At 58.1% G+C, this 20,168-nt stretch carries 28 protein-coding genes; 12 read left to right on the top strand and 16 right to left on the bottom strand.

Annotated features, from left to right (window positions below):
• Window positions 1-3 precede the first annotated feature (3 nt).
• From acpS to folK, 7 genes are all read right to left on the bottom strand, one after another.
• The gene (acpS, locus tag AC2FI8_RS16110) at window positions 4-423 is read right to left on the bottom strand and encodes a holo-ACP synthase (protein ID WP_496780129.1); all 420 of its coding nucleotides are present in this window, start codon (window positions 421-423) and stop codon (window positions 4-6) included.
• Entirely contained in the window at window positions 420-1,043 is a 624-nt protein-coding gene (locus tag AC2FI8_RS16115; protein ID WP_496767180.1) for a LysE family translocator, read from the bottom strand. The genes acpS and AC2FI8_RS16115 overlap by 4 nt, the downstream gene beginning before the upstream one ends.
• Complete coding sequence (locus tag AC2FI8_RS16120) at window positions 1,040-1,786, bottom strand: pyridoxine 5'-phosphate synthase (protein ID WP_496780131.1); 747 nt, start codon at window positions 1,784-1,786, stop codon at window positions 1,040-1,042. The genes AC2FI8_RS16115 and AC2FI8_RS16120 overlap by 4 nt, the downstream gene beginning before the upstream one ends.
• Complete coding sequence (locus AC2FI8_RS16125) at window positions 1,779-2,477, bottom strand: DUF2062 domain-containing protein (RefSeq protein WP_058273282.1); 699 nt, start codon at window positions 2,475-2,477, stop codon at window positions 1,779-1,781. The genes AC2FI8_RS16120 and AC2FI8_RS16125 overlap by 8 nt, the downstream gene beginning before the upstream one ends.
• A gap of 16 nt (window positions 2,478-2,493) precedes the next feature.
• Window positions 2,494-4,626 (bottom strand): RelA/SpoT family protein, encoded by a 2,133-nt coding sequence (locus AC2FI8_RS16130; protein WP_058278948.1) that lies wholly within the window; start codon window positions 4,624-4,626, stop codon window positions 2,494-2,496.
• Between the two features lie 26 nt (window positions 4,627-4,652).
• Window positions 4,653-5,006 (bottom strand): DNA-directed RNA polymerase subunit omega, encoded by a 354-nt coding sequence (gene rpoZ / locus AC2FI8_RS16135; RefSeq protein ID WP_010437681.1) that lies wholly within the window; start codon window positions 5,004-5,006, stop codon window positions 4,653-4,655.
• A 94-nt stretch (window positions 5,007-5,100) separates the two neighbouring features.
• Window positions 5,101-5,658, bottom strand: a complete 558-nt coding sequence (gene folK / locus AC2FI8_RS16140) for a 2-amino-4-hydroxy-6-hydroxymethyldihydropteridine diphosphokinase (protein ID WP_496740284.1) — start codon at window positions 5,656-5,658, stop codon at window positions 5,101-5,103.
• A 154-nt stretch (window positions 5,659-5,812) separates the two neighbouring features.
• On the opposite strand from folK, the gene AC2FI8_RS16145 reads away from it, so the two are divergent.
• The 7 genes from AC2FI8_RS16145 to AC2FI8_RS16175 all read left to right on the top strand — a co-directional run bounded on the left by AC2FI8_RS16145 (window position 5,813) and on the right by AC2FI8_RS16175 (window position 10,299).
• Window positions 5,813-6,385: a LabA-like NYN domain-containing protein gene (locus AC2FI8_RS16145; RefSeq protein ID WP_058278950.1), complete on the top strand. Its 573-nt coding sequence runs from the start codon at window positions 5,813-5,815 to the stop codon at window positions 6,383-6,385.
• Window positions 6,386-6,578: 193 nt separating this feature from the next.
• Window positions 6,579-7,529 carry a 4-hydroxy-3-methylbut-2-enyl diphosphate reductase gene (gene ispH / locus AC2FI8_RS16150; RefSeq protein ID WP_496767182.1) on the top strand — a complete coding sequence of 317 codons (951 nt, stop codon included), beginning with the start codon at window positions 6,579-6,581 and terminating at the stop codon, window positions 7,527-7,529.
• Window positions 7,526-7,978 (top strand): DUF3429 domain-containing protein, encoded by a 453-nt coding sequence (locus AC2FI8_RS16155; protein WP_496723284.1) that lies wholly within the window; start codon window positions 7,526-7,528, stop codon window positions 7,976-7,978. Before ispH ends, AC2FI8_RS16155 begins: the two co-directional genes overlap by 4 nt.
• Entirely contained in the window at window positions 7,975-8,562 is a 588-nt protein-coding gene (locus AC2FI8_RS16160; protein ID WP_496780133.1) for a class I SAM-dependent methyltransferase, read from the top strand. Before AC2FI8_RS16155 ends, AC2FI8_RS16160 begins: the two co-directional genes overlap by 4 nt.
• A complete protein-coding gene (gene rnhA / locus AC2FI8_RS16165) occupies window positions 8,555-9,022 on the top strand; it encodes a ribonuclease HI (RefSeq protein ID WP_108861286.1) in 468 nt (155 codons plus the stop codon). The genes AC2FI8_RS16160 and rnhA overlap by 8 nt, the downstream gene beginning before the upstream one ends.
• Window positions 9,019-9,642: a trimeric intracellular cation channel family protein gene (locus tag AC2FI8_RS16170; protein WP_058273289.1), complete on the top strand. Its 624-nt coding sequence runs from the start codon at window positions 9,019-9,021 to the stop codon at window positions 9,640-9,642. Before rnhA ends, AC2FI8_RS16170 begins: the two co-directional genes overlap by 4 nt.
• A gap of 54 nt (window positions 9,643-9,696) precedes the next feature.
• The gene (locus tag AC2FI8_RS16175; protein WP_496780136.1) at window positions 9,697-10,299 is read left to right on the top strand and encodes a COG3904 family protein; all 603 of its coding nucleotides are present in this window, start codon (window positions 9,697-9,699) and stop codon (window positions 10,297-10,299) included.
• A 6-nt stretch (window positions 10,300-10,305) separates the two neighbouring features.
• Here the strand turns inward: AC2FI8_RS16175 and AC2FI8_RS16180 are convergent, their stop codons facing one another.
• From AC2FI8_RS16180 to def (AC2FI8_RS16200), 5 genes are read right to left on the bottom strand one after another with little or no spacing between them, the layout of a single operon-like run.
• The gene (locus AC2FI8_RS16180) at window positions 10,306-10,542 is read right to left on the bottom strand and encodes a GlsB/YeaQ/YmgE family stress response membrane protein (protein WP_058273291.1); all 237 of its coding nucleotides are present in this window, start codon (window positions 10,540-10,542) and stop codon (window positions 10,306-10,308) included.
• Window position 10,543: 1 nt separating this feature from the next.
• A complete protein-coding gene (locus AC2FI8_RS16185) occupies window positions 10,544-10,798 on the bottom strand; it encodes a hypothetical protein (RefSeq protein ID WP_058278955.1) in 255 nt (84 codons plus the stop codon).
• A gap of 14 nt (window positions 10,799-10,812) precedes the next feature.
• Entirely contained in the window at window positions 10,813-11,718 is a 906-nt protein-coding gene (gene fmt, locus AC2FI8_RS16190; RefSeq protein WP_496780138.1) for a methionyl-tRNA formyltransferase, read from the bottom strand.
• A gap of 2 nt (window positions 11,719-11,720) precedes the next feature.
• Window positions 11,721-12,215: a peptide deformylase gene (gene def / locus AC2FI8_RS16195; RefSeq protein WP_496780140.1), complete on the bottom strand. Its 495-nt coding sequence runs from the start codon at window positions 12,213-12,215 to the stop codon at window positions 11,721-11,723.
• Window positions 12,212-12,730 (bottom strand): peptide deformylase, encoded by a 519-nt coding sequence (gene def, locus AC2FI8_RS16200; RefSeq protein ID WP_058278958.1) that lies wholly within the window; start codon window positions 12,728-12,730, stop codon window positions 12,212-12,214. Before def (AC2FI8_RS16200) ends, def (AC2FI8_RS16195) begins: the two co-directional genes overlap by 4 nt.
• 94 nt (window positions 12,731-12,824) lie before the next feature.
• On the opposite strand from def (AC2FI8_RS16200), the gene AC2FI8_RS16205 reads away from it, so the two are divergent.
• Window positions 12,825-13,997: a MalY/PatB family protein gene (locus AC2FI8_RS16205; RefSeq protein ID WP_496780142.1), complete on the top strand. Its 1,173-nt coding sequence runs from the start codon at window positions 12,825-12,827 to the stop codon at window positions 13,995-13,997.
• Window positions 13,998-14,033: 36 nt separating this feature from the next.
• Here the strand turns inward: AC2FI8_RS16205 and AC2FI8_RS16210 are convergent, their stop codons facing one another.
• The gene (locus tag AC2FI8_RS16210) at window positions 14,034-14,387 is read right to left on the bottom strand and encodes a hypothetical protein (RefSeq protein ID WP_496740277.1); all 354 of its coding nucleotides are present in this window, start codon (window positions 14,385-14,387) and stop codon (window positions 14,034-14,036) included.
• A 211-nt stretch (window positions 14,388-14,598) separates the two neighbouring features.
• Between AC2FI8_RS16210 and AC2FI8_RS16215 the strand changes: the two genes are divergently transcribed.
• Window positions 14,599-15,588: a glutathione S-transferase family protein gene (locus AC2FI8_RS16215; protein WP_496780144.1), complete on the top strand. Its 990-nt coding sequence runs from the start codon at window positions 14,599-14,601 to the stop codon at window positions 15,586-15,588.
• Here the strand turns inward: AC2FI8_RS16215 and AC2FI8_RS16220 are convergent.
• Complete coding sequence (locus AC2FI8_RS16220) at window positions 15,570-15,932, bottom strand: response regulator transcription factor (RefSeq protein WP_108861296.1); 363 nt, start codon at window positions 15,930-15,932, stop codon at window positions 15,570-15,572. The two genes, AC2FI8_RS16215 and AC2FI8_RS16220, sit on opposite strands and share 19 nt — an antisense overlap.
• Before the next feature lie 182 nt (window positions 15,933-16,114).
• On the opposite strand from AC2FI8_RS16220, the gene AC2FI8_RS16225 reads away from it, so the two are divergent.
• The 3 genes from AC2FI8_RS16225 to AC2FI8_RS16235 are packed head-to-tail and all read left to right on the top strand — an operon-like array spanning window position 16,115 to window position 19,172.
• A complete protein-coding gene (locus tag AC2FI8_RS16225; protein ID WP_496780146.1) occupies window positions 16,115-17,080 on the top strand; it encodes a threonine-phosphate decarboxylase in 966 nt (321 codons plus the stop codon).
• Entirely contained in the window at window positions 17,077-17,997 is a 921-nt protein-coding gene (cbiB, locus tag AC2FI8_RS16230; protein ID WP_496780148.1) for an adenosylcobinamide-phosphate synthase CbiB, read from the top strand. The genes AC2FI8_RS16225 and cbiB overlap by 4 nt, the downstream gene beginning before the upstream one ends.
• 11 nt (window positions 17,998-18,008) lie before the next feature.
• A complete protein-coding gene (locus AC2FI8_RS16235; RefSeq protein WP_496780150.1) occupies window positions 18,009-19,172 on the top strand; it encodes a lytic murein transglycosylase in 1,164 nt (387 codons plus the stop codon).
• Between the two features lie 46 nt (window positions 19,173-19,218).
• Here AC2FI8_RS16235 and AC2FI8_RS16240 read toward each other — a convergent pair whose 3' ends face one another.
• Both AC2FI8_RS16240 and AC2FI8_RS16245 read right to left on the bottom strand, forming a co-directional pair.
• Complete coding sequence (locus AC2FI8_RS16240) at window positions 19,219-19,557, bottom strand: acyl-CoA thioesterase (protein ID WP_113791500.1); 339 nt, start codon at window positions 19,555-19,557, stop codon at window positions 19,219-19,221.
• Window positions 19,558-19,781: 224 nt separating this feature from the next.
• Window positions 19,782-20,132: a hypothetical protein gene (locus tag AC2FI8_RS16245; RefSeq protein WP_496727045.1), complete on the bottom strand. Its 351-nt coding sequence runs from the start codon at window positions 20,130-20,132 to the stop codon at window positions 19,782-19,784.
• Window positions 20,133-20,168: the final 36 nt, after the last annotated feature.

A 20,168-nucleotide genomic window follows, 5' to 3' on the forward strand; every position in this document is an offset into this window, starting at 1 on the left:
AAGTCAAGACTGCGCAGGCGCATCGTGAAGCGGACGCGCCTCGATCACCACGAATGCCTGTGCCCAAGGGTGATCGTCGGTCAGGGTGACGTGGATAATCGCCTCATACCCTTCGGGCGTCATCTCTTTCAGCCGATCTGCCGCCCACCCCGTGACATGCATCACAGGCTGACCCGTGCGCAGATTGGTCACCGACATGTCCTTCCAGGCGATGCCCATGGCCAAACCGGTGCCCAGCGCCTTGGAGCAAGCCTCTTTCGCGGCCCAGCGTTTGGCGTATGTTCCCGCAACATCAGCGCGACGTCCCGCTTTGCTCTGTTCGATTTCGGTGAAGACACGATTGCGGAACCGATCTCCGAACCGATCCAATGTGCCCTGAATGCGGTCGATATTTGCAAGATCTGTGCCGATGCCGAGTATCATGACAGCCGCACAGTCAAAATCTTGTAACTCGCGACCCCAAAGAACCCGGCAAAGGCGAAGTCGAACCACCGGCGAGCGCGGCGGTAGGCCTGCACCATACGCTCGGAGGAAAAGAGGAAGGCGTAGCCGATGAAGATCAACAACGATCCTGCGTAAAGCATGGCGAAATAGCCCAGCAACATCGAAAGGCTGGCATCATTCGGGGCGACGATGGCATAGATCGAGCCCCAGCTCAGGATCGCCTTGGGGTTGGTCAGGTGGATAGCTGCGCCCTTTGCAAAGATTGTGCGTAGTGAGCCGGCCACCGGGTTGCCGATAGCAACTTCATCAGACGTCAGTGCTCGGCGCAGCGCTTTGAACGCCAACCAACCCAGATAGGCCACACCAACATAGCGGATGACCTCGAACACCCAGACATTGGCCAGCATGATTGCTGATAGGCCCAGCGCTGCGGCGATGCCCCAAGCGGCAGAGCCTGCGCAAATGCCCAAGGCAAAGACCAGGCCGGCGCGGCGACCTTCGTTCATTGCCGTTCCGGCAATCCCCATTGTTGCAGGCCCCGGAGAGCCACCGGCCATCAGCCAGGCAAACCAGATCGCAACAAATCCGGGTGTGATCATCCGCGCGCCTCATCCATTAGACGCCGCATCTCGGCCATGGCAGGCGTGAGGCCGCGAAAGATCGCCTCGCCAATAAGGAAGTGGCCGATATTCAGCTCGCGCACTTCGGGGAATGCCGCGATCGGTTGTACGGTGTCATAGGTCAGGCCGTGACCCGCGTGCACCTCAAGGCCCAACGAATGGGCAAAAGCGGACATTTCGCGCAGAGCTTCCAACTCACTGTTGGCCTTGTCCGCGTGGCCCTCAGCCATGGCATCGCAATAGGCACCGGTGTGCAGCTCGATCACTTCAGCGCCGATACGATGCGCCGCCTCGATCTGGCGCTGATCAGCAGCGATAAAGATCGATACACGACACCCGGCATCGCGCAGCGGAGCGATAAAATGAGCCAGTTTGTTTTCCTCGCGCGCGACTTCCAGCCCGCCTTCGGTGGTTCGTTCTTCGCGCTTTTCAGGGACGATGCAAACGGCATGCGGCTTATGCCGCAAGGCAATTTTCTGCATCTCGGGCGTCGCGGCCATCTCAAAGTTTAACGGCACCGACAGGACCTCCATCAGGCCATCGATATCAGCGTCCGAGATATGGCGACGGTCTTCGCGCAGATGCGCGGTAATGCCGTCAGCCCCGGCCTCTTCCGCCAGCTTGGCGGCACGCAGCGGATCAGGATAGGCCCCGCCCCGCGCGTTGCGAACCGTGGCCACGTGGTCGATATTTACGCCAAGACGCGTGTGGTTGTCAGACATCGCTCGAATCCTTCTTAAGGCCCTGGTCAGAACCTAGGGCATTCATCAATGGAACGGCAGGCTTAGTTTCGGCCAAGCGTTTGATTTCGTCAAACTTTGCCTTGATCTTGTCGCGACGGCGCTGCTGATAGGTGCGGATCAGCGGCAAGCTGAGATAGGAGCAAATTACACCCGCCAAAATGCCCGGAAGAACGCCGCCAATCATGTAGGGAAAGAACACCTCGTTATAGAAGATGCTGAGCCCATGCCAGTCCGCGACACGGTCGGTGAACATGGCAATAAAGTTGTTCTTCAGATCACCCATTGCATCTGTGAACTTGCCCATTAGACCATGCGTGTCGCCTTTGTGGAACTTGGTTCCCAGCAGGAAATGCCCGGTCTGCAGGCAAACCACACCGATTGGCACATAGGTGAGTGGGTTGCCAAAGAATGTTCCACTCAGAGCCGCCAGAATATTGCCGTTCAGCAAGCGCGCCACCACAGCAGCGACCAGAAAATGCAATCCGTAGAACGGAGTGAATGAGGCAAAGACGCCTGCCCCGATTCCACGCGCAATGCGCTCGGGGGAATCCGGCAGCCTACGAACACGATGCTTTACATAGTGAAAGGCCCGCGTCCATCCACCACGGGGATAGACGAATTCAGACGCGATCTGGACAGGTGAGCGTCGGTCTCGGCGCTTAAATACCACTCCTGATCACCCCTTCTCAGCCAGCCGCTACTGCGGTTTTGGTCCTGTCCCTATAGCGTTCGACCGCTGCAACGTCGCTTTCGGCCTCAAGCATAAGCATCAGCGAATGCAACTGTTCCAGGTCACGCAATTCGACACTGACCAGAAGGCGGTAAAAATCCGGTTTGCGGTCGACAAATTCCAGATTCGAAATATTGGCCTTTTTCTCGCCTATCAACGTACAAATGCGCCCTAGCACCCCCGCATCATTGCCAATCGTGACGTCCAGCGTCGCACCATGAACGGCCGGGTGCGTGCCAGAATGCCAGTGGAGATCAACCCAGCGATCTGGTTCGCTTTCGAACTCGGACAGGCGGTCGCAATCGATTGCGTGCACCACAACGCCCTTGCCGCGATAGGTAATGCCGACGATGCGTTCGCCGGGCAAAGGCTGACAACAGGGCGCGCGGTCGAATTTCTGGCCGGGTTCAAGGCCGATCACCGCGCGGCGCGGAGAAATGGCATCACCGTCATCCTGGGTAAGTTCAGGGTAAACGGCGCTGACCACATCATGCGCCGTCAGCTCGGCGCTGCCGAGACGCGCCAGCAATTCATGACGATCCTTCAGGCGCAGGTGTTTCGCCGCGGTATCCAGCGCTTTGTCGGTAGCCTTTCGACCGACATGTTCGAAACCGGAACGCGCAAGTTCCTTGCCCAGCTTGATGAACCGCTCGCGGTCGACCTCGCGCAGCGCACGCCGAATGGCGGTCCGGGCCTTGCCGGTCACCGCAATCTCAAGCCACGTTACCTGAGGCGTCTGGCCGTCAGCGGTAATTACATCCACCGACTGACCATTCTTGATCCGCGTCCACAGTGGCACACGGATGCCGTCCACCTTGGCGCCAACGCAGGCATGGCCAATGCGGGTATGGATCGCATAGGCGAAATCAATCGGCGTTGCCCCACGCGGCAGCTTGACAACATCGCCCTTGGGCGTGAAGCAAAACACCTGGTCCGAGTACATTTCCAGCTTGACCGCTTCGAGGAAATCTTCGTGATCTTCCTCACTGTCGAACTGTTCAGTCAGGTTCGCAATCCACTTGGCCGGATCAACGGCAAATGGGTTTTCCGAGCGGACACCGTCGCGGTACGACCAATGCGCCGCAACGCCGGTTTCTGCCACATCATGCATCTGACGGGTGCGGATCTGAACCTCGACCCGTTTCCCGTCGCGGCCGGAAACTGTTGTGTGGATCGAGCGATAACCGTTCGATTTCGGCTGGCTGATATAATCCTTGAACCGACCCGGCACCGCGCGCCAGCGCTGGTGAATGGCACCCAGCGTCCGGTAACAATCTTCCTCGGACCGGGTAATGATGCGAAAACCGTAGATGTCGGACAGGCGCGAAAAGCCCTGATCCTTTTCCTGCATCTTACGCCAGATCGAATAAGGCTTTTTGGCGCGACCAAACACTTCGGCTTCGATGCCCGCCTTTTCCAGCTCGTGCCGCATGTCGCCGGTGATCCGGTGAATCACGTCGCCGGTTTCACGTTGCAAGGTGATAAAGCGGCGAATGATCGACTGGCGACCTTCGGAATTCAGAACGCGGAAAGCAAGATCCTCAAGCTCTTCGCGCATCCACTGCATACCCATGCGACCCGCGAGCGGCGCATAAATATCCATCGTCTCGCGTGCCTTCTGCACCTGCTTTTCCGGGCGCATTGCCTTGATCGTGCGCATGTTGTGCAGACGGTCAGCGAGCTTGACCAGAATAACCCGCAGATCCTTGGACATGGCCATGAACAGCTTACGGAAGTTCTCGGCCTGTTTGGTTTCGCGGCTGGACAGTTGCAGGTTGGTCAGTTTGGTGACGCCGTCGACCAGCTTGGCAACCTCTTCCCCGAACAGTTCGGACACTTTGCCATAATTGGCTTTGGTGTCTTCGATCGTGTCATGCAGCAACGCTGTAATGATCGTCGCATCATCCAGGCGCTGTTCGGTCAGGATGGCGGCCACGGCAACGGGATGTGTGAAATAGGGTTCGCCTGAATGGCGGAACTGACCGTCATGCATCTGCTTTCCGAACTCATAGGCTCGGGCGATGCGGTCAGCATTTGTCTTGGGGTTGTAGTTGCGGACCAGCGCAATCAAGTCGTCTGCAGAAATCATCCGGTCCGCACCTTCATCTTTGGGGCTTACCCCTGGCCTTGAGCCTCCATCAGAGCGCGAAGCAGCTTCTCTTCCGACATATCGTCATCGGCCGGTTTGTCCGATTCCGCACCCATCAGCAGAGCCATCTGATCTTCTTCCGGCTCATCGACCTCAATCTGGGTCTGGTTGGCCTCGATCAGGCGCTCGCGCAGTTCATCCGCGCTTTGGGTTTCGTCCGCAATCTCGCGCAGCGACACGACGGGATTCTTGTCATTGTCACGGTCGACGGTGATCGGGCCGCCGGCAGAAATCTCGCGCGCACGATGGGCGGCAAGCATCACCAGTTCAAACCGGTTAGGAACCTTGTCTACGCAATCTTCAACCGTCACGCGGGCCATGGGGCGCTCTCCGTTACTGAATCCATGTCAGGAAGAGGTTTATCTAAGGGCGAATCCCCGCCTTGACAAGCAAGAAATGCTGCAAATGCACCGTTCACACAGCCGTGACTGCCGCAATATCCGACGCGGGCAGGTCTGCCAGCATTTCGGTTACCGTCCGGCCCAGCACCGGATGCCGCCAATCCGGGGCGACGTCCGCCATCGGAACAAGGACGAAAGCACGATCCTGCAGGCGCGGATGTGGAATAATCAGCCGGTCCGGCGCCTTTTGCGTCTGCTCCTGTGCTGGCAGGGTCAGCCAGCTGTCAAATTCGGTGCGATCTGGCAGAACCAGATCATCATAGCAGACCAGATCCAGATCCAGCGTTCGCATACCCCATCGCTGCACCCTTTCGCGCCCAAACTGATGCTCAATCTGGTGAAGCAGGTGCAACAAATCGGTCGGCGTCCTGTCCGTTTCGATCAAAGCAGCCGCATTGACGTAGTCAGGCCCGGCACCTGCCGGGAAGCACGGGGTCTCAAAAAAACGGCTGACGGCACGAATCACCACCCCGTGACGCAAGATCGCGTCAAGTGCGCTTTGAAGTGTCACCTTGGGGCCAATACCTCTCAATTTGAGATTTGCTCCCAGCGCGATAACCGCTTTTGACATAGATTTGTACGTTCCATTCACTATATTCGGCGAATTGCATACTTGCGATACGACCGAAATGGCCTAATTATAGAAGATCAGCGCGCCGCCTATTTTTCAAATACCCACTCACGTAACACCACGGCGCTCTGTATTGTACCGGAAGGACCTATTTATGTTCTATAAAGACGAACGGCTAGCGCTGTTCATCGACGGCTCGAATCTTTATGCAGCCGCAAAAGCACTGGGGTTTGACATCGACTACAAATTGCTGCGCCAGGAGTTTATGCGCCGCGGCAAGATGCTTCGGGCTTTTTACTATACGGCGCTATTGGAAAACGACGAGTATTCCCCGATCCGCCCCTTGGTTGACTGGCTGCATTACAACGGCTTCACCATGGTGACAAAACCGGCGAAGGAATACACCGACAGCATGGGGCGTCGGAAAGTCAAAGGTAACATGGACATCGAACTGACAGTCGACGCTATGGAACTGGCACCACGTGTCGATCATATTGTGCTGTTTTCGGGCGATGGGGATTTTCGCCCGTTGATTGCCAGCCTGCAGCGTCAGGGCGTGCGCGTTTCGGTGGTTTCGACCATCCGCAGCCAGCCGCCGATGATCTCGGACGAGTTGCGCCGCCAGGCCGACAACTTCATCGAGCTTGAGGACCTGCGCGACGTGATCGGGCGGCCTCCGCGTGAAATGCCCATGGAGCCACGCAGCGTTGCTGCGGGTGGACAGTAAGACCGGGCCACTCACCAAACCCGGGGGAAGAAATTAGCGCGGTCAGGCTGTACCAACCTGACCGCGCTTCTTTAACTAAAAGCAGGTACTGAAACACCTGCTGGCTAGCAGTGATTCATGTCATATCAATGACAATGTCCTGTCTGGACCATAGCCGGGAAAAGACTTACCTGTGGCCTATGGAGACCAAGACATGACCAAGCCGCCCCTTACCCTATACCTCGCCGCGCCGCGCGGGTTCTGCGCCGGTGTCGACCGGGCGATCAAGATCGTCGAAATGGCGCTGCAGAAATGGGGTGCCCCGGTGTATGTGCGGCATGAAATTGTGCACAACAAATTCGTCGTAGATGGTCTGCGCGCCAAGGGGGCCGTTTTTATCGAAGAGCTGGACGAGTGTCCTAACGACCGACCCGTTATTTTTTCAGCGCATGGCGTACCGAAATCCGTTCCCGCGTCGGCGGCCCAGCGCGAGATGATCTATGTCGATGCCACCTGCCCGCTGGTCTCCAAGGTTCATGTGGAGGCTCAGCGCCATGCTGAGGCCGGATTGCAGATGATCATGATCGGGCACAAGGGCCATCCGGAAACCATCGGCACCATGGGCCAGTTGCCCGACGGCGAAGTGCTGCTGGTTGAAACCGTCGATGACGTGGCCTCGGTTCAGGTACGCAATCCGGAAAAGCTGGCATTTGTCACCCAGACGACGCTTTCGGTGGATGACACCAAGGATATTATCGCAGCCCTCCAAGTCCGGTTCCCGGCCATCGTTGGCCCGCATAAGGAAGACATCTGCTACGCCACCACCAACCGGCAAGAGGCCGTCAAAGCCGTGGCTCCAAAATCGGATGCTTTGCTTGTTGTTGGCGCACCGAACTCTTCGAACTCACGCCGACTGGTCGAGGTTGCGGCCCGCGCCGGGTGCAACTATGCGCAATTGGTGCAGCGCGCCCACGATATCGACTGGCGGGCGCTGGAAGGCATCTCAACCATCGCCATTACCGCAGGCGCGTCAGCACCCGAAGTGCTGGTGAATGAGGTGATTGACGCTTTCGACACCCACTATGACGTGACGGTTGAACTGGTCGAAACCGCCGTCGAAAATGTCGAATTCAAAGTGCCCCGCGTCCTGAGGCAAACCGCATGAGAGGCGTCCCCAGGGCGCCGTTGGTTCTGGCGCTGGCGGGGTTGATCCCGTTCATTTGGGGCGCGCTGACCTCCTTGAACGGCGATTTGCAGGATTGGGGCAGGCAAGAGCTTGGGTCGCGGTTCGTCGGACCGTATATTCAACTGTTCTACGGCTCTGTGATTTTAAGTTTTATGTCCGGTGTTCTGTGGGGGTTCGCCACCAAGACCTCGGGCAGCAAGGCAGCGACATGCTATGTACTGTCTGTCCTTCCGGCACTTTGGGCGTTTTTCATGACCGGTGGTGGACCTGTTGAGGCGGGCATCAACTTGATGTACGGCTTCGCCGGTTTGCTGATGCTGGACGCGATATTTGCATATTGGCGGCTGACCCCAACATGGTGGCTGAGGCTGCGCGTTCTGCTGACAGCCATCGTCCTGATATGCCTTGCCGTAGGAGTGTACCTGTGACCGACCGTCAGACAATTGACGCCTACACCACGCGTGTTGCCGAGTACCTGAGCGTCCCATTGCCGCCCGAACAGATCGAGGCCCGCATGGCCTTTGCCGAAGCGGTTGCGCCGGGCGGCTATGTGCTTGACCTCGGCTCGGGCCCCGGTGCGGACAGTATGTTCTTCCTGCGTGAGGGGCTGCGGGTTCGGGCATTGGATGCGACGCCGGCCTTTGTGGAACACGCCCGCGAAAATGGCGTGGATGCGTATGTCGGTACATTTGACGATGTGACCGAAACGGCCGCGTTTGACGGCATCTATGCCAGCTTTTCGCTGCTGCATGCCCCTCGCAAGGATTTCCCGCGCCATTTGGCGGCCATCCACCGGGCACTCAAGCCTGAGGGTATCTTTTTCCTTGGTCTGAAACTGGGAACCGGTGAACACCGCGACGACATTGATCGCTATTACACCTATTTCTCACAGACCGAGATCGAAGAGGCGCTGGCCGAGGCAGGGTTCACAATTGACCGGATTACAACCGGAGTGGGCAAAGGTTTAGCCGGGTCTTATGACGGCTTTATTCTGGTGATCGCCCATGCCTGAGTTGTTTGCCTATACCGATGGTGCCTGTTCGGGCAATCCTGGCCCGGGGGGCTGGGGCGTGCTGATGCGCGCAATGGACGGCGAAAAAGTCCTGAAAGAACGCGAGCTGAACGGCGGCGAAGCTGAGACCACCAACAATCGCATGGAATTGCTGGCCGCAATCAGCGCGCTGGAAACCCTGGAACGGGCCTCGAAGATCACTGTGGTGACCGACAGCGCCTATGTAAAAAATGGCGTGACCGGCTGGATTTTCGGTTGGAAACGCAACGGCTGGAAGACCTCGAACAAGAAACCGGTCAAGAATGTCGATCTGTGGCAGCGACTGGATGAGGCACAGGCCCGCCATGACGTGACCTGGGAATGGGTCAAAGGCCATGCTGGCCATCCCGAAAACGAAAAAGCCGACGAGCTGGCCCGCGCGGGCATGGCCCCGTTCAAACCAAAAAAGGCGCAAACGTGAGCGGTCTGGCACTGCTCGACTATGCCTCAGTTCTGGTTTTTGCCCTGACAGGCGCATTGGTGGCCAGCCGGGCACAGCTGGATTTGGTAGGCTTCGCCTTTATGGCCTGCCTGACTGCTGTGGGCGGCGGAACCGTCCGCGACCTGCTGCTGGACCGGCATCCGGTGTTCTGGGTCGGCCAGCCAGACTATATCCTGATCGCCACAGCGGCTGCCGTGGTTGTGTTTTTTACTGCTCATTTGGTGGAAAGCCGATACAACTTGCTGGTCTGGCTGGACAGTTTCGCCCTGTCGATTGCCGCAGCAGCAGGTGCTGGCGCAGCCTTGTCGCTGAACCAATCCGGTGTGATCGTTGTGCTGATGGGCGTCACAACGGGCTGCCTTGGCGGCTTAATGCGGGACGTGGTCTGCAACGAAGTGCCACTGGTCCTGAAACAGGGTGAGCTCTACGTCTCTTGCGCGTTTGCCGGGGCTTTTGCCGCTGTGATCGCGACCCGACTTGGTTTCGACGAGCTGGCCACACTGGCCGCATGTGCGTTGATCTGCTGGGCATTGCGGGCGGGATCATTGGTGTTTGGCTGGCGGCTTCCGGTTTACAAGGCGCGCCCGCCGCGGCAATAAATGGGTGCAAAATGTTCGATCTGCATTTCCTGTGCCACAGAAGTGAGAACTGAAATGAAAATCACTTTCCCCGTTTTTGTCGCCTCACTGGCTCTTCTGGGTGCGTGTGCAGAGCGATACGACGCGGTCAGCTTCGTTGTACAGGGCGACGAAATCGTTGCTTCGGGGGCTATTGATCACACAACACTCAGCGCTTTTGAAGAAATCACTGCGGCAAATCCCGAGATCAAGACCCTTGTACTGCAGAACATCGAAGGCTCGGTCGATGATGATGCAAATGTCGTTTTCAGCCGCGTTGTGCGAGACGAAGGGTTCGATACTGTGGTGCCCTCAAACGGCTTGGTCGCCTCTGGTGGCACCGATCTGTTCCTGGCCGGCAATCGACGCACTCTGGAACCTGGCGCATGCGTCGGGGTTCATAGCTGGGGCGGCGGCGGATATGTGGCTGCCAACCTGCCCGAAAACCACCCCGAGCACGATCGCTATCTCGACTATTTCAATGATATTGGTGTCGACCCGGCCTTTTATTGGTTCACGCTTGATGCAGCGTCCGAGGACGAAATGCACTGGATGTCAGCAGAGGAAGCCAATCGCTTCAAAATGGCGACGCGCAATTCGAAATCGTTGGGATCAACAGTGATTTGCGACGAGCGGTAGCCACGCTCAACGTCGTAGATAGGTCTGCCAGATCCAGATCACCAGCAGAGCCCCCAGAACGGCACCCACAAAACCGGACAACCATCCTGCCACGGTGATCAAGGCCCGCAACAGAAATCCGCCAACCAGTGCACCAACGATGCCAATCAACATGGTTGTGGGGATGTTGGCCTCGATCCGCATTAAACGGGTGGCCAGGAACCCTGCGGCGGCTCCGATGACGATCAGGGCGATAACAGGCATGTCACTTCCTCCAATGGGTCGGCACGATGATCAGCGCGCCGACGGATGACACAATAGCGTTCAATCCCGGGGACCCAAAAGCAAGGTTAAACCCGAACATCCTGCCAAACATGATCTGAGCAAAGAAAAACAGAAAGGCGCCGCCGATACAAATGATGATAGATTGCAGATAGCCGTTTCGGGTAAACCCGGTTTTTTCCGCGAGGCTTCCAACGACGGCTGCGATTAACACCGTCCCCATCAAAGTCATGTACAAGTCTGTTATTCCTTCTAAATCCGACTTCCCTTGGCCACAGGCCAGCCCCGCAGAAAGGTTTCCTTATCCTGTGCGCCTTTGCCCGCCCGTTGCAGGCGCAACAGATCAACGGCACCCTCGCCGCAAGCTACTGTCAAGGCATCGTCCAGAGCTTCGCCGGGTACGCCCTGCCCCTCGGCCAGACGCGACGCCAGTAGTTTCACGCGGTCTCCGTCAATCTCGGTCCAGGCACCTGGGAACGGGGACAGACCGCGGATCTGCCGGTCCACCTCTGCTGCGGGCCGGGACCAGTCAATCCGTGCCTCTGATTTGTCGATCTTGGCGGCATAGGTCACACCGACCTCGGGCTGCGGCTCGGGCGTCAGATTCGGCAGGTCATGCAAAGCCCCAACGATCAGTTTGGAGCCCATTATCGACAGCCGGTCATGCAACTGGTCGGTGGTTTCCTCGATCCCGATATCGGTTGCTTCGCGCATAAGAACCGGGCCTGTGTCCAGACCGGCCTCCATCTGCATGATGCAGATACCGGTTTGCGCATCGCCGGACATGATGGCGCGATGGATCGGGGCCGCCCCGCGCCAGCGCGGCAACAGGCTGGCATGGATATTCAGACATCCCTGGGCAGGCGCGTCCAGAATGGGCTGCGGTAGGATCAGGCCATAAGCGACCACCACAGCCACATCTGCGTTCAGTGCAGCAAAGGCATCCTGTTCATCTGACGATTTCAGAGACACCGGATGGCGGACAGTCAGGCCTAACGCTTCGGCCCGTGCGTGAACCGGTGTCGGTCGGTCCTTTTTGCCCCGACCAGCCGGGCGCGGGGGCTGGCAATATACGGCGACGATATCATGACCCGCCTCAACCAGCGCATCCAGCACAGGAACCGAAAAGTCGGGTGTACCCATGAAAGTGACGCGCATCTCTACCCCTGCTTTTTGGCTTTGCGCAGCAGCATGTCCCGTTTGACCTTGCTGAGCCGGTCGAAATACATCTTCCCGTTCAGATGATCGATCTGGTGCTGTACGCTTGTGGCCTCGATCCCGACAAAGTCGCGGCGATCCACCATGCCCTGTTCGTTCAGAAACTTGACCGTCACCGCGCGCGGGCGTTTCACCTTGGCCGAGACACCGGGCAGGTTCGGGCTGGCCTCATCATGTTCACGCAATTCGATTGAGCTGTGCAGGATTTCTGGGTTCGCCAAACGCACAGCCTTACCGCGTTCGACCGAGCCGTCCACCACAGCCAGCCGCAACATGACACCGATCTGCGGTGCGGCAAGGCCAACACCGGGCATCGCCTCCATCGTGTCGATCATGTCGTCCCAAATGGCTCGGATTTCATCGGTGATCTCGGCGACGTCCTCCGCCTTGGTGCGCAGGCGTTTATCGGGCCATGGCAGGCAGGTGCGAGCGGTCATGCGCGGGCCTGCTCGCGCTTTAGTTTTTGCATCTTCCGCGTGATCATCTGCCGTTTCAGCGGCTTGAGATAGTCGATGAACAGCTTGCCGTTCAAATGGTCGATCTCATGCTGAACACAGGTCGCCCACAGGCCGTCGAATGTTTCCTGTTGCAAGTTCCCATCCTGGTCAATCCACGTGACATCAACCACTTTGGGGCGCGTGACTTCGGCGAATTGCTCGGGGATCGACAAGCAGCCTTCTTCGTAGACATTGGTCTCATCGGACGAGGCGATAACCTCGGGGTTGAACATGATCAACGGACGCGGGGCTTCGCCCTCTTCCTTAATGCAGTCCAACACGATCAACCGATCCAGCACGCCGATCTGAGGCGCGGCCAGACCAACGCCAGGCGCGTCATACATCGTCTCCAGCATGTCGTCTGCCAGCTTGCGCAGCTCGTCGCTGATATCTGCCACAGGCGCGCAGACCTTTTTCAGGCGGGGGTCGGGATGGATCAGGATATTACGTTTCATGGGGTTGATTTAGGCCATCCCGCACTGCACCGCAACGCCCCCCTTGCACCCGCTGGAATTGTAGCTAGCTTTCGTCCGGACAGATGGAGCAGACATGACTTTCAACGACCTGATCGACCGCCGGGGAACCAACAGTTCAAAATGGGATAAGATGGAGCAAATCTACGGTGTGCCCCCGCAGGACGGGCTGGCCATGTGGACGGCAGATTCCGATTACCCAACAGCGCCTTGCGTAATTGATGCGGTTCGAAAAACGGCTGACCATGGGGTCTTTGGGTATTCGTGGATTCACCCGGAATATCTGGCATCGATTCAGTGGTGGATGAAGAACCGCCATAGTTGGGACATCGACACCGATTGGGTGCTGACTTCACAGGGGTTAGGCAATGCGATCGCCCTGTCTCTGGATGTCTGGAGCGAACCCGGCGACGGCGTCGTCATCTTCAGCCCCGTCTACCATGAGTTTGCCAACAAGGTGAACAAATCGGGACGTCGCGTTGTCGAGTGCCCGCTAGTTCGCCAAGGCGAAACCTATGGCCTGGATCTGGACGACGCTCAGTCGCGTCTGGACGGGTCGGAAAAGCTGTTGCTGTGGTGCTCGCCGCAAAACCCCTCGGGCCGGGTGTGGACACCGGATGAACTGCGTGCCGTGGCCGCATTCGCCGAACGTAATGGGTTGATTTTGGTCTCGGATGAGATCCACCACGATCTGGTTTATCCTGGCAATACGTTCGTGCCGATGGATGTGGCTGCGCCGGATGCGCGGCCGTGGACCGTGACCCTGACTGCGGCGTCCAAGACATTTAACATCGCCGGTCAACGCACCGGTAACATGATCATTCCGGACCCCAAACTGCGCGCGGCCATGCGGCACCGCATTCAGACGCTGGACTATGACCCCAGCGCGTTGGGCGTGGCGATGATAACTGCCGCCTATTCGCCCGAGGGTGCGGCATGGGTTGACGAACAGGTCGCGCATCTGGCGGGCAACTGCCAGGTCTTTGACGCAGCAATCGCCGAGATCCCTGGTCTGTGGTCCATGCCGTTGCAGGCTACTTATCTGGCTTGGGTAGAATTCTCAGGAACCGGCATGACCCATGAAGAGTTTGTCCGCCGCCTGCGCGAAGATGCCAAAATCGCAACGTCCTCAGGCCCCGGTTTCGGCGCAGGGGGTGAGACCTTCGAACGGTTCAACCTGGCTACTCAGCGTGCGCGGGTCGAAGAGGCATGCGAACGGCTAAAGCGCGCATTTGCTGATTTGCAGTGAACGAGGCGGCCAACGGCAATGTCGTTGGCCTTGCCCTCAATCCTTGTGCCCAATTAACGCAATCGGCGCGTCCGGCGCGCGGTAGAAATCCAGCGGAGCCTTGTCGGCAGCGGCCGTGCTGCGCTTGAATTCGTATCGCATCTCGCCTGCTTCATCCTCATCCGCGATGATCAGACATTGGTACAGGTGGTTGGCGCCATCATAGATGTCGACGAGCCCGCGCAGTCGCGGCGTGGTTTCAGCTTCAACCGTAAAGCCATCTTTCCACAATCGAAGAATTTTATAGGAATTGTCGCCAATTTCGACACGCAGGCGGCTGGTTTTCTTCAAACCGGCGATTCGGGCCGCATCCAATTCGGCAGTAATTTCCTTTGAAACATACGTACTCATAAAAATTTCCCCCAACAGAGTACTCTATTGTGAGGCGCAAATTGTAAAAATCCAGTGAACCCGGTCACAGTCAGCGCCGAGAAATCAATTTGTTGCACAGAAATCCCAATCCAACTTGTGCGTGTGCGCAGGCAGATTGCGCGCGTCCTCGCATAGGAACGGCACTTGCGACCGCCTATGTTTGGCTAAATCGCTTTTCGGAGGGCATGAGATGGGCCTGTTGGTCGACGGTAAATGGCACGACACCTGGTATGATACCAAATCCACTGGCGGCGCGTTCAAACGCAGCGCCGCGCAGTTCCGCAACTGGCTGACTACAGATGGCAGCGCCGGACCATCGGGCAAGGGCGGGTTTAACGCTGAATCCGGGCGCTATCATCTTTACGTAAGCCATGCCTGCCCCTGGGCACACCGAACTCTGATCTTCCGGGAACTGAAGGGTTTGACCAGTCACATCTCTGTTTCTGTTGTGCATTCCGACATGCTGGATAAGGGCTGGACCTTTGAGACTGATGGCAATGGGGCAACCGGGGACACTCTCTATGGTCTGGACTTTGCCCACCAGATTTACACCAAGGCCGACACTTCTTATTCGGGCCGGGTCACAGTGCCGATCCTGTGGGACAAGAAACAGCAGACGATCGTTTCGAACGAAAGCTCGGAAATCATCCGCATGCTCAATTCGGCCTTTGACAGGATCACCGGAAATACCGATGATTACTGGCCCGAGACAATGCGGGATGAAATCGAAGAAGTGAACGCGCGCATCTATTCCAACGTCAACAACGGCGTCTACAAGTCAGGCTTTGCCACCAGCCAACAGGCCTATGACGCCGCCGTGGATCCGCTGTTTGAAACACTGGACTGGCTGGAAGACCGTTTGACTTTAAACCGTTATCTGATGGGTGATCGCCTGACCGAGGCTGACTGGCGGTTGTTCACGACGCTGATCCGGTTCGATCCCGTCTATCATCTGCATTTCAAATGCAATCGGCGGCGGCTGATCGATTATCCGAATCTTTGGGCTTATACGCGCGAGTTGTATCAATGGCCGGGCGTCGCTTCGACGGTGAATATGCATCACATCGTGCGCCACTATCACTATAGCCACGAAAGTATCAATCCGCATCGGATCATCCCGACCAACCCGGTTTTGGACTACATGGAACCGCACGGGCGTGGTCAGCGGCCCGCCGCGTAATGTTCAACCATCGCCGCTAGATCTTCTGGCGGCGTGCCGCTTTGCACATAAGCGCACGCGTTTGGACTGTGGGCAAAGATCGAACCGTCTGAAAAAAAGGTGGTGTTGGTAACAAAGATCACTCGCGCCTCGGGGCGGCGATAGCTGGCGAAATCAGCCACTGCCAACGCACTGCCATTTTCCAGCACCAGATCCAACACGATGATATCGAAATCCGTGCCATACAACGCAAGGATCGCAGCCTCTTGCCCGGCAACAAGCGTCACTTCGGCGCCTTGCCGTTCCAGATGTCTTTTCCAGACCCGACCAAGGTCGGGGTTACTCTCAACAATCAGTACATTCATTTGCAACAACCTCGGCACTTGGTAGAGTGTGCGGTGCCGACCCCCGTGGTTTGTGATCACGCTTATTCCTTAACAAAGCGTTAATGGTGCCGGTCATCCGGGCCGATCACGCGGATTTGCTTGTGTAAGCGGCGAAAATCCGCTTGAAGCACAACAAACACGCAATTCCGGCGAGAACATCGATGGCAAGCCCAAAGGCAGATTTGAACCCCCGTGCCGCGCGCGACCATGGCGGCGGGCTGGACGGTGCTATCGCCCGGTTCGGCGGGCCACGCGACAACTGGCTGGACCTGTCCACCGGCATCAACCCACACCCGTATCCGGTGTCGGGACTGACCCCATCGGATTGGGCCGCGCTGCCGGATCACGGTGCGTTCGAACGGCTGTCTGCCGCAGCACGCCAGTTCTGGTCCGTTCCAGATGGTGCAGCGATTCTGCCCGCGCCCGGCGCTTCAGCAGTAATCGCCCGCATGCCCGCACTTGCTGCGACGGGTCGGGTTCAGATCACAGCACCTACCTACAACGAACACGCGGCAGCTTTCTCCGCGCAGGGTTGGACAGTTCAATCGAACGGCCCAGCCGAGGCGCGCGTCCTTGTGCACCCGAATAATCCGGATGGACGTATCTGGACCGTAGAGGACGCCGATGCCCCGCTGACCGTGATTGATGAGAGTTTTTGTGACGTTTGCCCTGACGCATCCCTAATTCATCTGGCCGAGCAGCCCGGTGTGATCGTGTTGAAAAGTTTCGGCAAGTTCTGGGGTTTGGCCGGGCTACGACTGGGATTTGCGATTGGCCGCCCTGACCTGATCTCAAAGCTGAACGATCTGACCGGGCCGTGGTCCGTCTCTGGCCCTGCCCTTCGGATCGGGGAACAGGCGCTGCAGGACACAGACTGGGCCAAGGCGACCCGTCAGCAATTGGCGGATGCGACAGATCGGTTGGACGGTCTCGTCACGGGCAAAGATGCAAAACTAGTCGGCGGCACAACATTGTTCCGCCTTTATGACGTCGACGATGCTGCCGCTTGGCAGGCCAAGCTGGCCCGCGCCCATATCTGGAGCCGTATATTCCCCTACTCAAACACCTATCTGCGCCTTGGTTTGCCGCCCGCAGACGGGTGGAGCCGGCTTGAGGCCGCGTTGTGAGCACAGCTTTCCTGCTGGTTTGCGCCATGTGTCTGGACGCGGCGCTTGGAGAGCCAGATTGGCTCTGGTCGCGCATTCGTCATCCGGCAGTGATGATCGGCACTGTCATCGGCTGGTTGGACCTGCGCCTGAACCGCGGAACGAATAGGCGCTTGAAAGGCGTGGCCATCGTGCTGCTGCTGATCTTTGGCGCAGTGATTCTGGGCCGCGCGCTGACCCTGTTTGGGCCGGTGATCGAAATCATCCTTGCCGCAATTCTGCTGGCACAGAAGTCACTGGTGACCCATGTCCGCGATGTCGGTGACGGGCTGCGCACCTCCTTAACCGAGGGCCGCGCCAAAGTCGCCATGATCGTTTCACGCGATACGCGGGACATGACCGAGGCGCAGGTCGCGCGATCTGCGATTGAGAGCGCTGCCGAAAATCTCAGCGACGGCGTAATTGCGCCCGCCTTCTGGTTTCTGGTCGCGGGCCTGCCGGGGTTGCTGATCTACAAGGCGGTCAACACCGCCGATAGCATGATCGGCTACCGGACAGAAAAGTACCGCGACATTGGCTGGGCCGCCGCGCGTCTGGACGATGTGTTGAACCTGATCCCTGCCCGTTTGACCTGCGTGATGATCGTGGCGCTTTCTGGTCAATGGACGCGCTGGCCGGAAATGGTCGCGGATGCAAGCCGCCATATTTCTCCCAATGCCGGTTGGCCCGAGGCCGCGATAGCGCGCGCCTTAAACGTCGCCCTTGCCGGGCCGCGCAGCTATGACGGACAGGTCCGCGATCTGGCCTGGGTCAACGGTGATGCGCCACGTAACATCGGCGCGCCGGAGATTTTCCGCGCATGTGACATACTTTGGCGGGTTTGGGGGCTTGCGCTGGGCTTCGTGTCGGTGTGGGTTGGGGTCAGCTTTATTTTCTGACGGACCCTAAAATGCGTTTACTCTCGGGCATCCTTGCCGCCACCCTGTTTGCCTCACCTGCACTGGCCCAATGCGGCGGCGGGTTCGCTTCCTTCGTGAAGGGTCTGAAGGCCGAGGCCATTCAACAAGGGTTCGACGAATCCACCGTGAACAGCTTTTTCAAAGGTGTTCAGCAGGACAGCGCGGTTCTAAAGGCGGATCGGGCGCAAGGCGTGTTCCAAATACCGTTCATCGATTTTTCCCGCCGCCTGATCTCGCAGAACCGGATAGATCGCGGCAAATCCATGTCTCGCAAATACGATGCGGTGTTTGACCGGATTGAGCGGGAATATGGCGTGTCGCGCGGTGTACTGCTGGCATTCTGGGCGTTCGAGACCGACTATGGCGCGGTACAAGGTGACTTCAACACCCGCAACGCTCTGGTCACTCTGGCGCATGACTGCCGCCGCCCTGAGCTGTTCCGCCCACAGGTTTTTGCGGCCATCGAGCTCTATAGCCAAGGGGATTTTGACCCCAACCGCACAACTGGTGCCTGGGCAGGTGAGATCGGCATGGTGCAGATGTTGCCCCGCGACATTCTGGAAAATGGCGTGGACGGGGATGGCGACGGCAAGGTCTCGCTAAAAACCTCAGCCCCGGATGCGCTGATGTCGGGCGGCAAGATGCTGTCGCATCTGGGCTGGCGTCCGGGTGAACCCTGGCTGCAGGAGGTAACTGTTCCCGCCCAGATGGACTGGTCCCTGTCTGGCCCCGGCAAGTCGCGGTCCGTATCTGAGTGGCAGGCGATGGGCATTCAAGCGCGCAGCGGATCTCTGGCCAATCTGCCCGCGTCGCTGATCCTGCCACAGGGTCGCAACGGCCCTGCATTTTTGGCCTACCCAAACTTTGACGTCTATTTCGAATGGAACCAGAGCTTTGTTTATGTCCTGACTGCCGCCTATTTCGGCACGCGGTTGGAGGGAGGGCAAATCTACGACGCAGGTTCCCCGCCACAAGGCCTGTCGGGTGCGCAGATGAAGCAGCTGCAGACAAAGTTACAAGCGCGTGGGCATGATGTAGGCAAAATAGACGGCATCCTCGGTGCGGGAACGCGCGCAGCTGTTCAGGCGGAACAAGCCCGACTGGGGCTACCAGCAGATGCGTGGCCGACTGCAGAGTTGTTGAACAGCCTCTGACGCAACGCTCAATTGTCGGCCGGGGCGTATTTGCGCCCCGACCGACTTATGTCTCGTCAAATACCGGTCGCGGCGCACCATTTTCGTCCAACGCAACAAATACGAAATCCGCATCCGTGACCTTTTGCGCCTTTTCCGAATACCTCGGGCGGGCCCATGCATCCACGTGAATGCGCATCGATGTGCGCCCAACTTTCAACAGCGTCGCATAAAGTGTGACTTCATCCCCTACCTTAACCGGACGCAGGAATTGCATCGCCTCAACCGACACAGTCGCACCACGCCCTTGCGAAACCCGCCCGGCCATGTTTCCGGCAGCTAAATCCATCTGCGACATCAGCCACCCGCCAAAAATATCCCCTGAAGGGTTCGTGTCTGCCGGCATCGCGATACTTCGGATCACCAGCACACCATCGTCCTGCTGACGCCCATGAGAGCTGCGTTGTTTTCCAAGAGCCAGTGTGTCTTTGGATGCTTCGCTCACTTACTTTTCCTTTTTTGGCCACCGCGGTCTGCGCACCTCTGTCGCCCCATGATCTTATTGCATGCCCAGGCAATCACAAACACAATGCCAGATGCTGTTTTGAATGCGCTGGGAAGTCTGCCGAATTACTCGGGCCGGACCGGGTATCGGTTGCCTTTCTCGTCAATCAAAACCAAACGCTTACCGCTGCGTACATAGAGATCACAGCGGCTGAATCCGTTTCGATAGGCAATGCAGACGCTGCCGTCATCGGCGATGGAATATGTCCCGAACGCGGATTCCCCGCTGGCGTAGGTAAAGGAATAGGCCCCACCAGCAGAAAACTTGGACTGTCCGTCGTCATAGAAGGTCAGCGTTCGCCCCGCCAGGGCATCCAGATCGGCAGATGAAAGCGGGACATCTCCGGGTTTTGTTGGCCATTCCGCCGCCACAACCGGGCTGGCAGTCAACAGGGCAAGGATCAGATATCGGGTCATACGGCCACCTTAACCCGCCACCGGGCGATTGGGGCA

The sequence above is a fragment of the Ruegeria sp. CDSB029 genome (genome assembly GCF_059611125.1).

What these genes read in the sequence shown, in the direction of transcription:
- acpS (WP_496780129.1), bottom strand. Translation starts at nt 423, where the DNA reads ATGATACTCGGCATCGGCACAGATCTTGCAAATATCGACCGCATTCAG.
- AC2FI8_RS16240 (WP_113791500.1), bottom strand. Translation starts at nt 19,557, where the DNA reads ATGCCGGCAGACACGAACCCTTCAGGGGATATTTTTGGCGGGTGGCTG.
- AC2FI8_RS16145 (WP_058278950.1), top strand. Translation starts at nt 5,813, where the DNA reads ATGTTCTATAAAGACGAACGGCTAGCGCTGTTCATCGACGGCTCGAAT.
- def (WP_058278958.1), bottom strand. Translation starts at nt 12,730, where the DNA reads ATGAAACGTAATATCCTGATCCATCCCGACCCCCGCCTGAAAAAGGTC.
- folK (WP_496740284.1), bottom strand. Translation starts at nt 5,658, where the DNA reads ATGTCAAAAGCGGTTATCGCGCTGGGAGCAAATCTCAAATTGAGAGGT.
- AC2FI8_RS16215 (WP_496780144.1), top strand. Translation starts at nt 14,599, where the DNA reads ATGGGCCTGTTGGTCGACGGTAAATGGCACGACACCTGGTATGATACC.
- ispH (WP_496767182.1), top strand. Translation starts at nt 6,579, where the DNA reads ATGACCAAGCCGCCCCTTACCCTATACCTCGCCGCGCCGCGCGGGTTC.
- AC2FI8_RS16220 (WP_108861296.1), bottom strand. Translation starts at nt 15,932, where the DNA reads ATGAATGTACTGATTGTTGAGAGTAACCCCGACCTTGGTCGGGTCTGG.
- rnhA (WP_108861286.1), top strand. Translation starts at nt 8,555, where the DNA reads ATGCCTGAGTTGTTTGCCTATACCGATGGTGCCTGTTCGGGCAATCCT.
- AC2FI8_RS16235 (WP_496780150.1), top strand. Translation starts at nt 18,009, where the DNA reads ATGCGTTTACTCTCGGGCATCCTTGCCGCCACCCTGTTTGCCTCACCT.
- AC2FI8_RS16130 (WP_058278948.1), bottom strand. Translation starts at nt 4,626, where the DNA reads ATGATTTCTGCAGACGACTTGATTGCGCTGGTCCGCAACTACAACCCC.
- AC2FI8_RS16175 (WP_496780136.1), top strand. Translation starts at nt 9,697, where the DNA reads ATGAAAATCACTTTCCCCGTTTTTGTCGCCTCACTGGCTCTTCTGGGT.
- AC2FI8_RS16245 (WP_496727045.1), bottom strand. Translation starts at nt 20,132, where the DNA reads ATGACCCGATATCTGATCCTTGCCCTGTTGACTGCCAGCCCGGTTGTG.
- AC2FI8_RS16205 (WP_496780142.1), top strand. Translation starts at nt 12,825, where the DNA reads ATGACTTTCAACGACCTGATCGACCGCCGGGGAACCAACAGTTCAAAA.
- AC2FI8_RS16115 (WP_496767180.1), bottom strand. Translation starts at nt 1,043, where the DNA reads ATGATCACACCCGGATTTGTTGCGATCTGGTTTGCCTGGCTGATGGCC.
- rpoZ (WP_010437681.1), bottom strand. Translation starts at nt 5,006, where the DNA reads ATGGCCCGCGTGACGGTTGAAGATTGCGTAGACAAGGTTCCTAACCGG.
- AC2FI8_RS16225 (WP_496780146.1), top strand. Translation starts at nt 16,115, where the DNA reads ATGGCAAGCCCAAAGGCAGATTTGAACCCCCGTGCCGCGCGCGACCAT.
- AC2FI8_RS16155 (WP_496723284.1), top strand. Translation starts at nt 7,526, where the DNA reads ATGAGAGGCGTCCCCAGGGCGCCGTTGGTTCTGGCGCTGGCGGGGTTG.
- AC2FI8_RS16180 (WP_058273291.1), bottom strand. Translation starts at nt 10,542, where the DNA reads ATGCCTGTTATCGCCCTGATCGTCATCGGAGCCGCCGCAGGGTTCCTG.
- fmt (WP_496780138.1), bottom strand. Translation starts at nt 11,718, where the DNA reads ATGCGCGTCACTTTCATGGGTACACCCGACTTTTCGGTTCCTGTGCTG.
- def (WP_496780140.1), bottom strand. Translation starts at nt 12,215, where the DNA reads ATGACCGCTCGCACCTGCCTGCCATGGCCCGATAAACGCCTGCGCACC.
- AC2FI8_RS16210 (WP_496740277.1), bottom strand. Translation starts at nt 14,387, where the DNA reads ATGAGTACGTATGTTTCAAAGGAAATTACTGCCGAATTGGATGCGGCC.
- AC2FI8_RS16120 (WP_496780131.1), bottom strand. Translation starts at nt 1,786, where the DNA reads ATGTCTGACAACCACACGCGTCTTGGCGTAAATATCGACCACGTGGCC.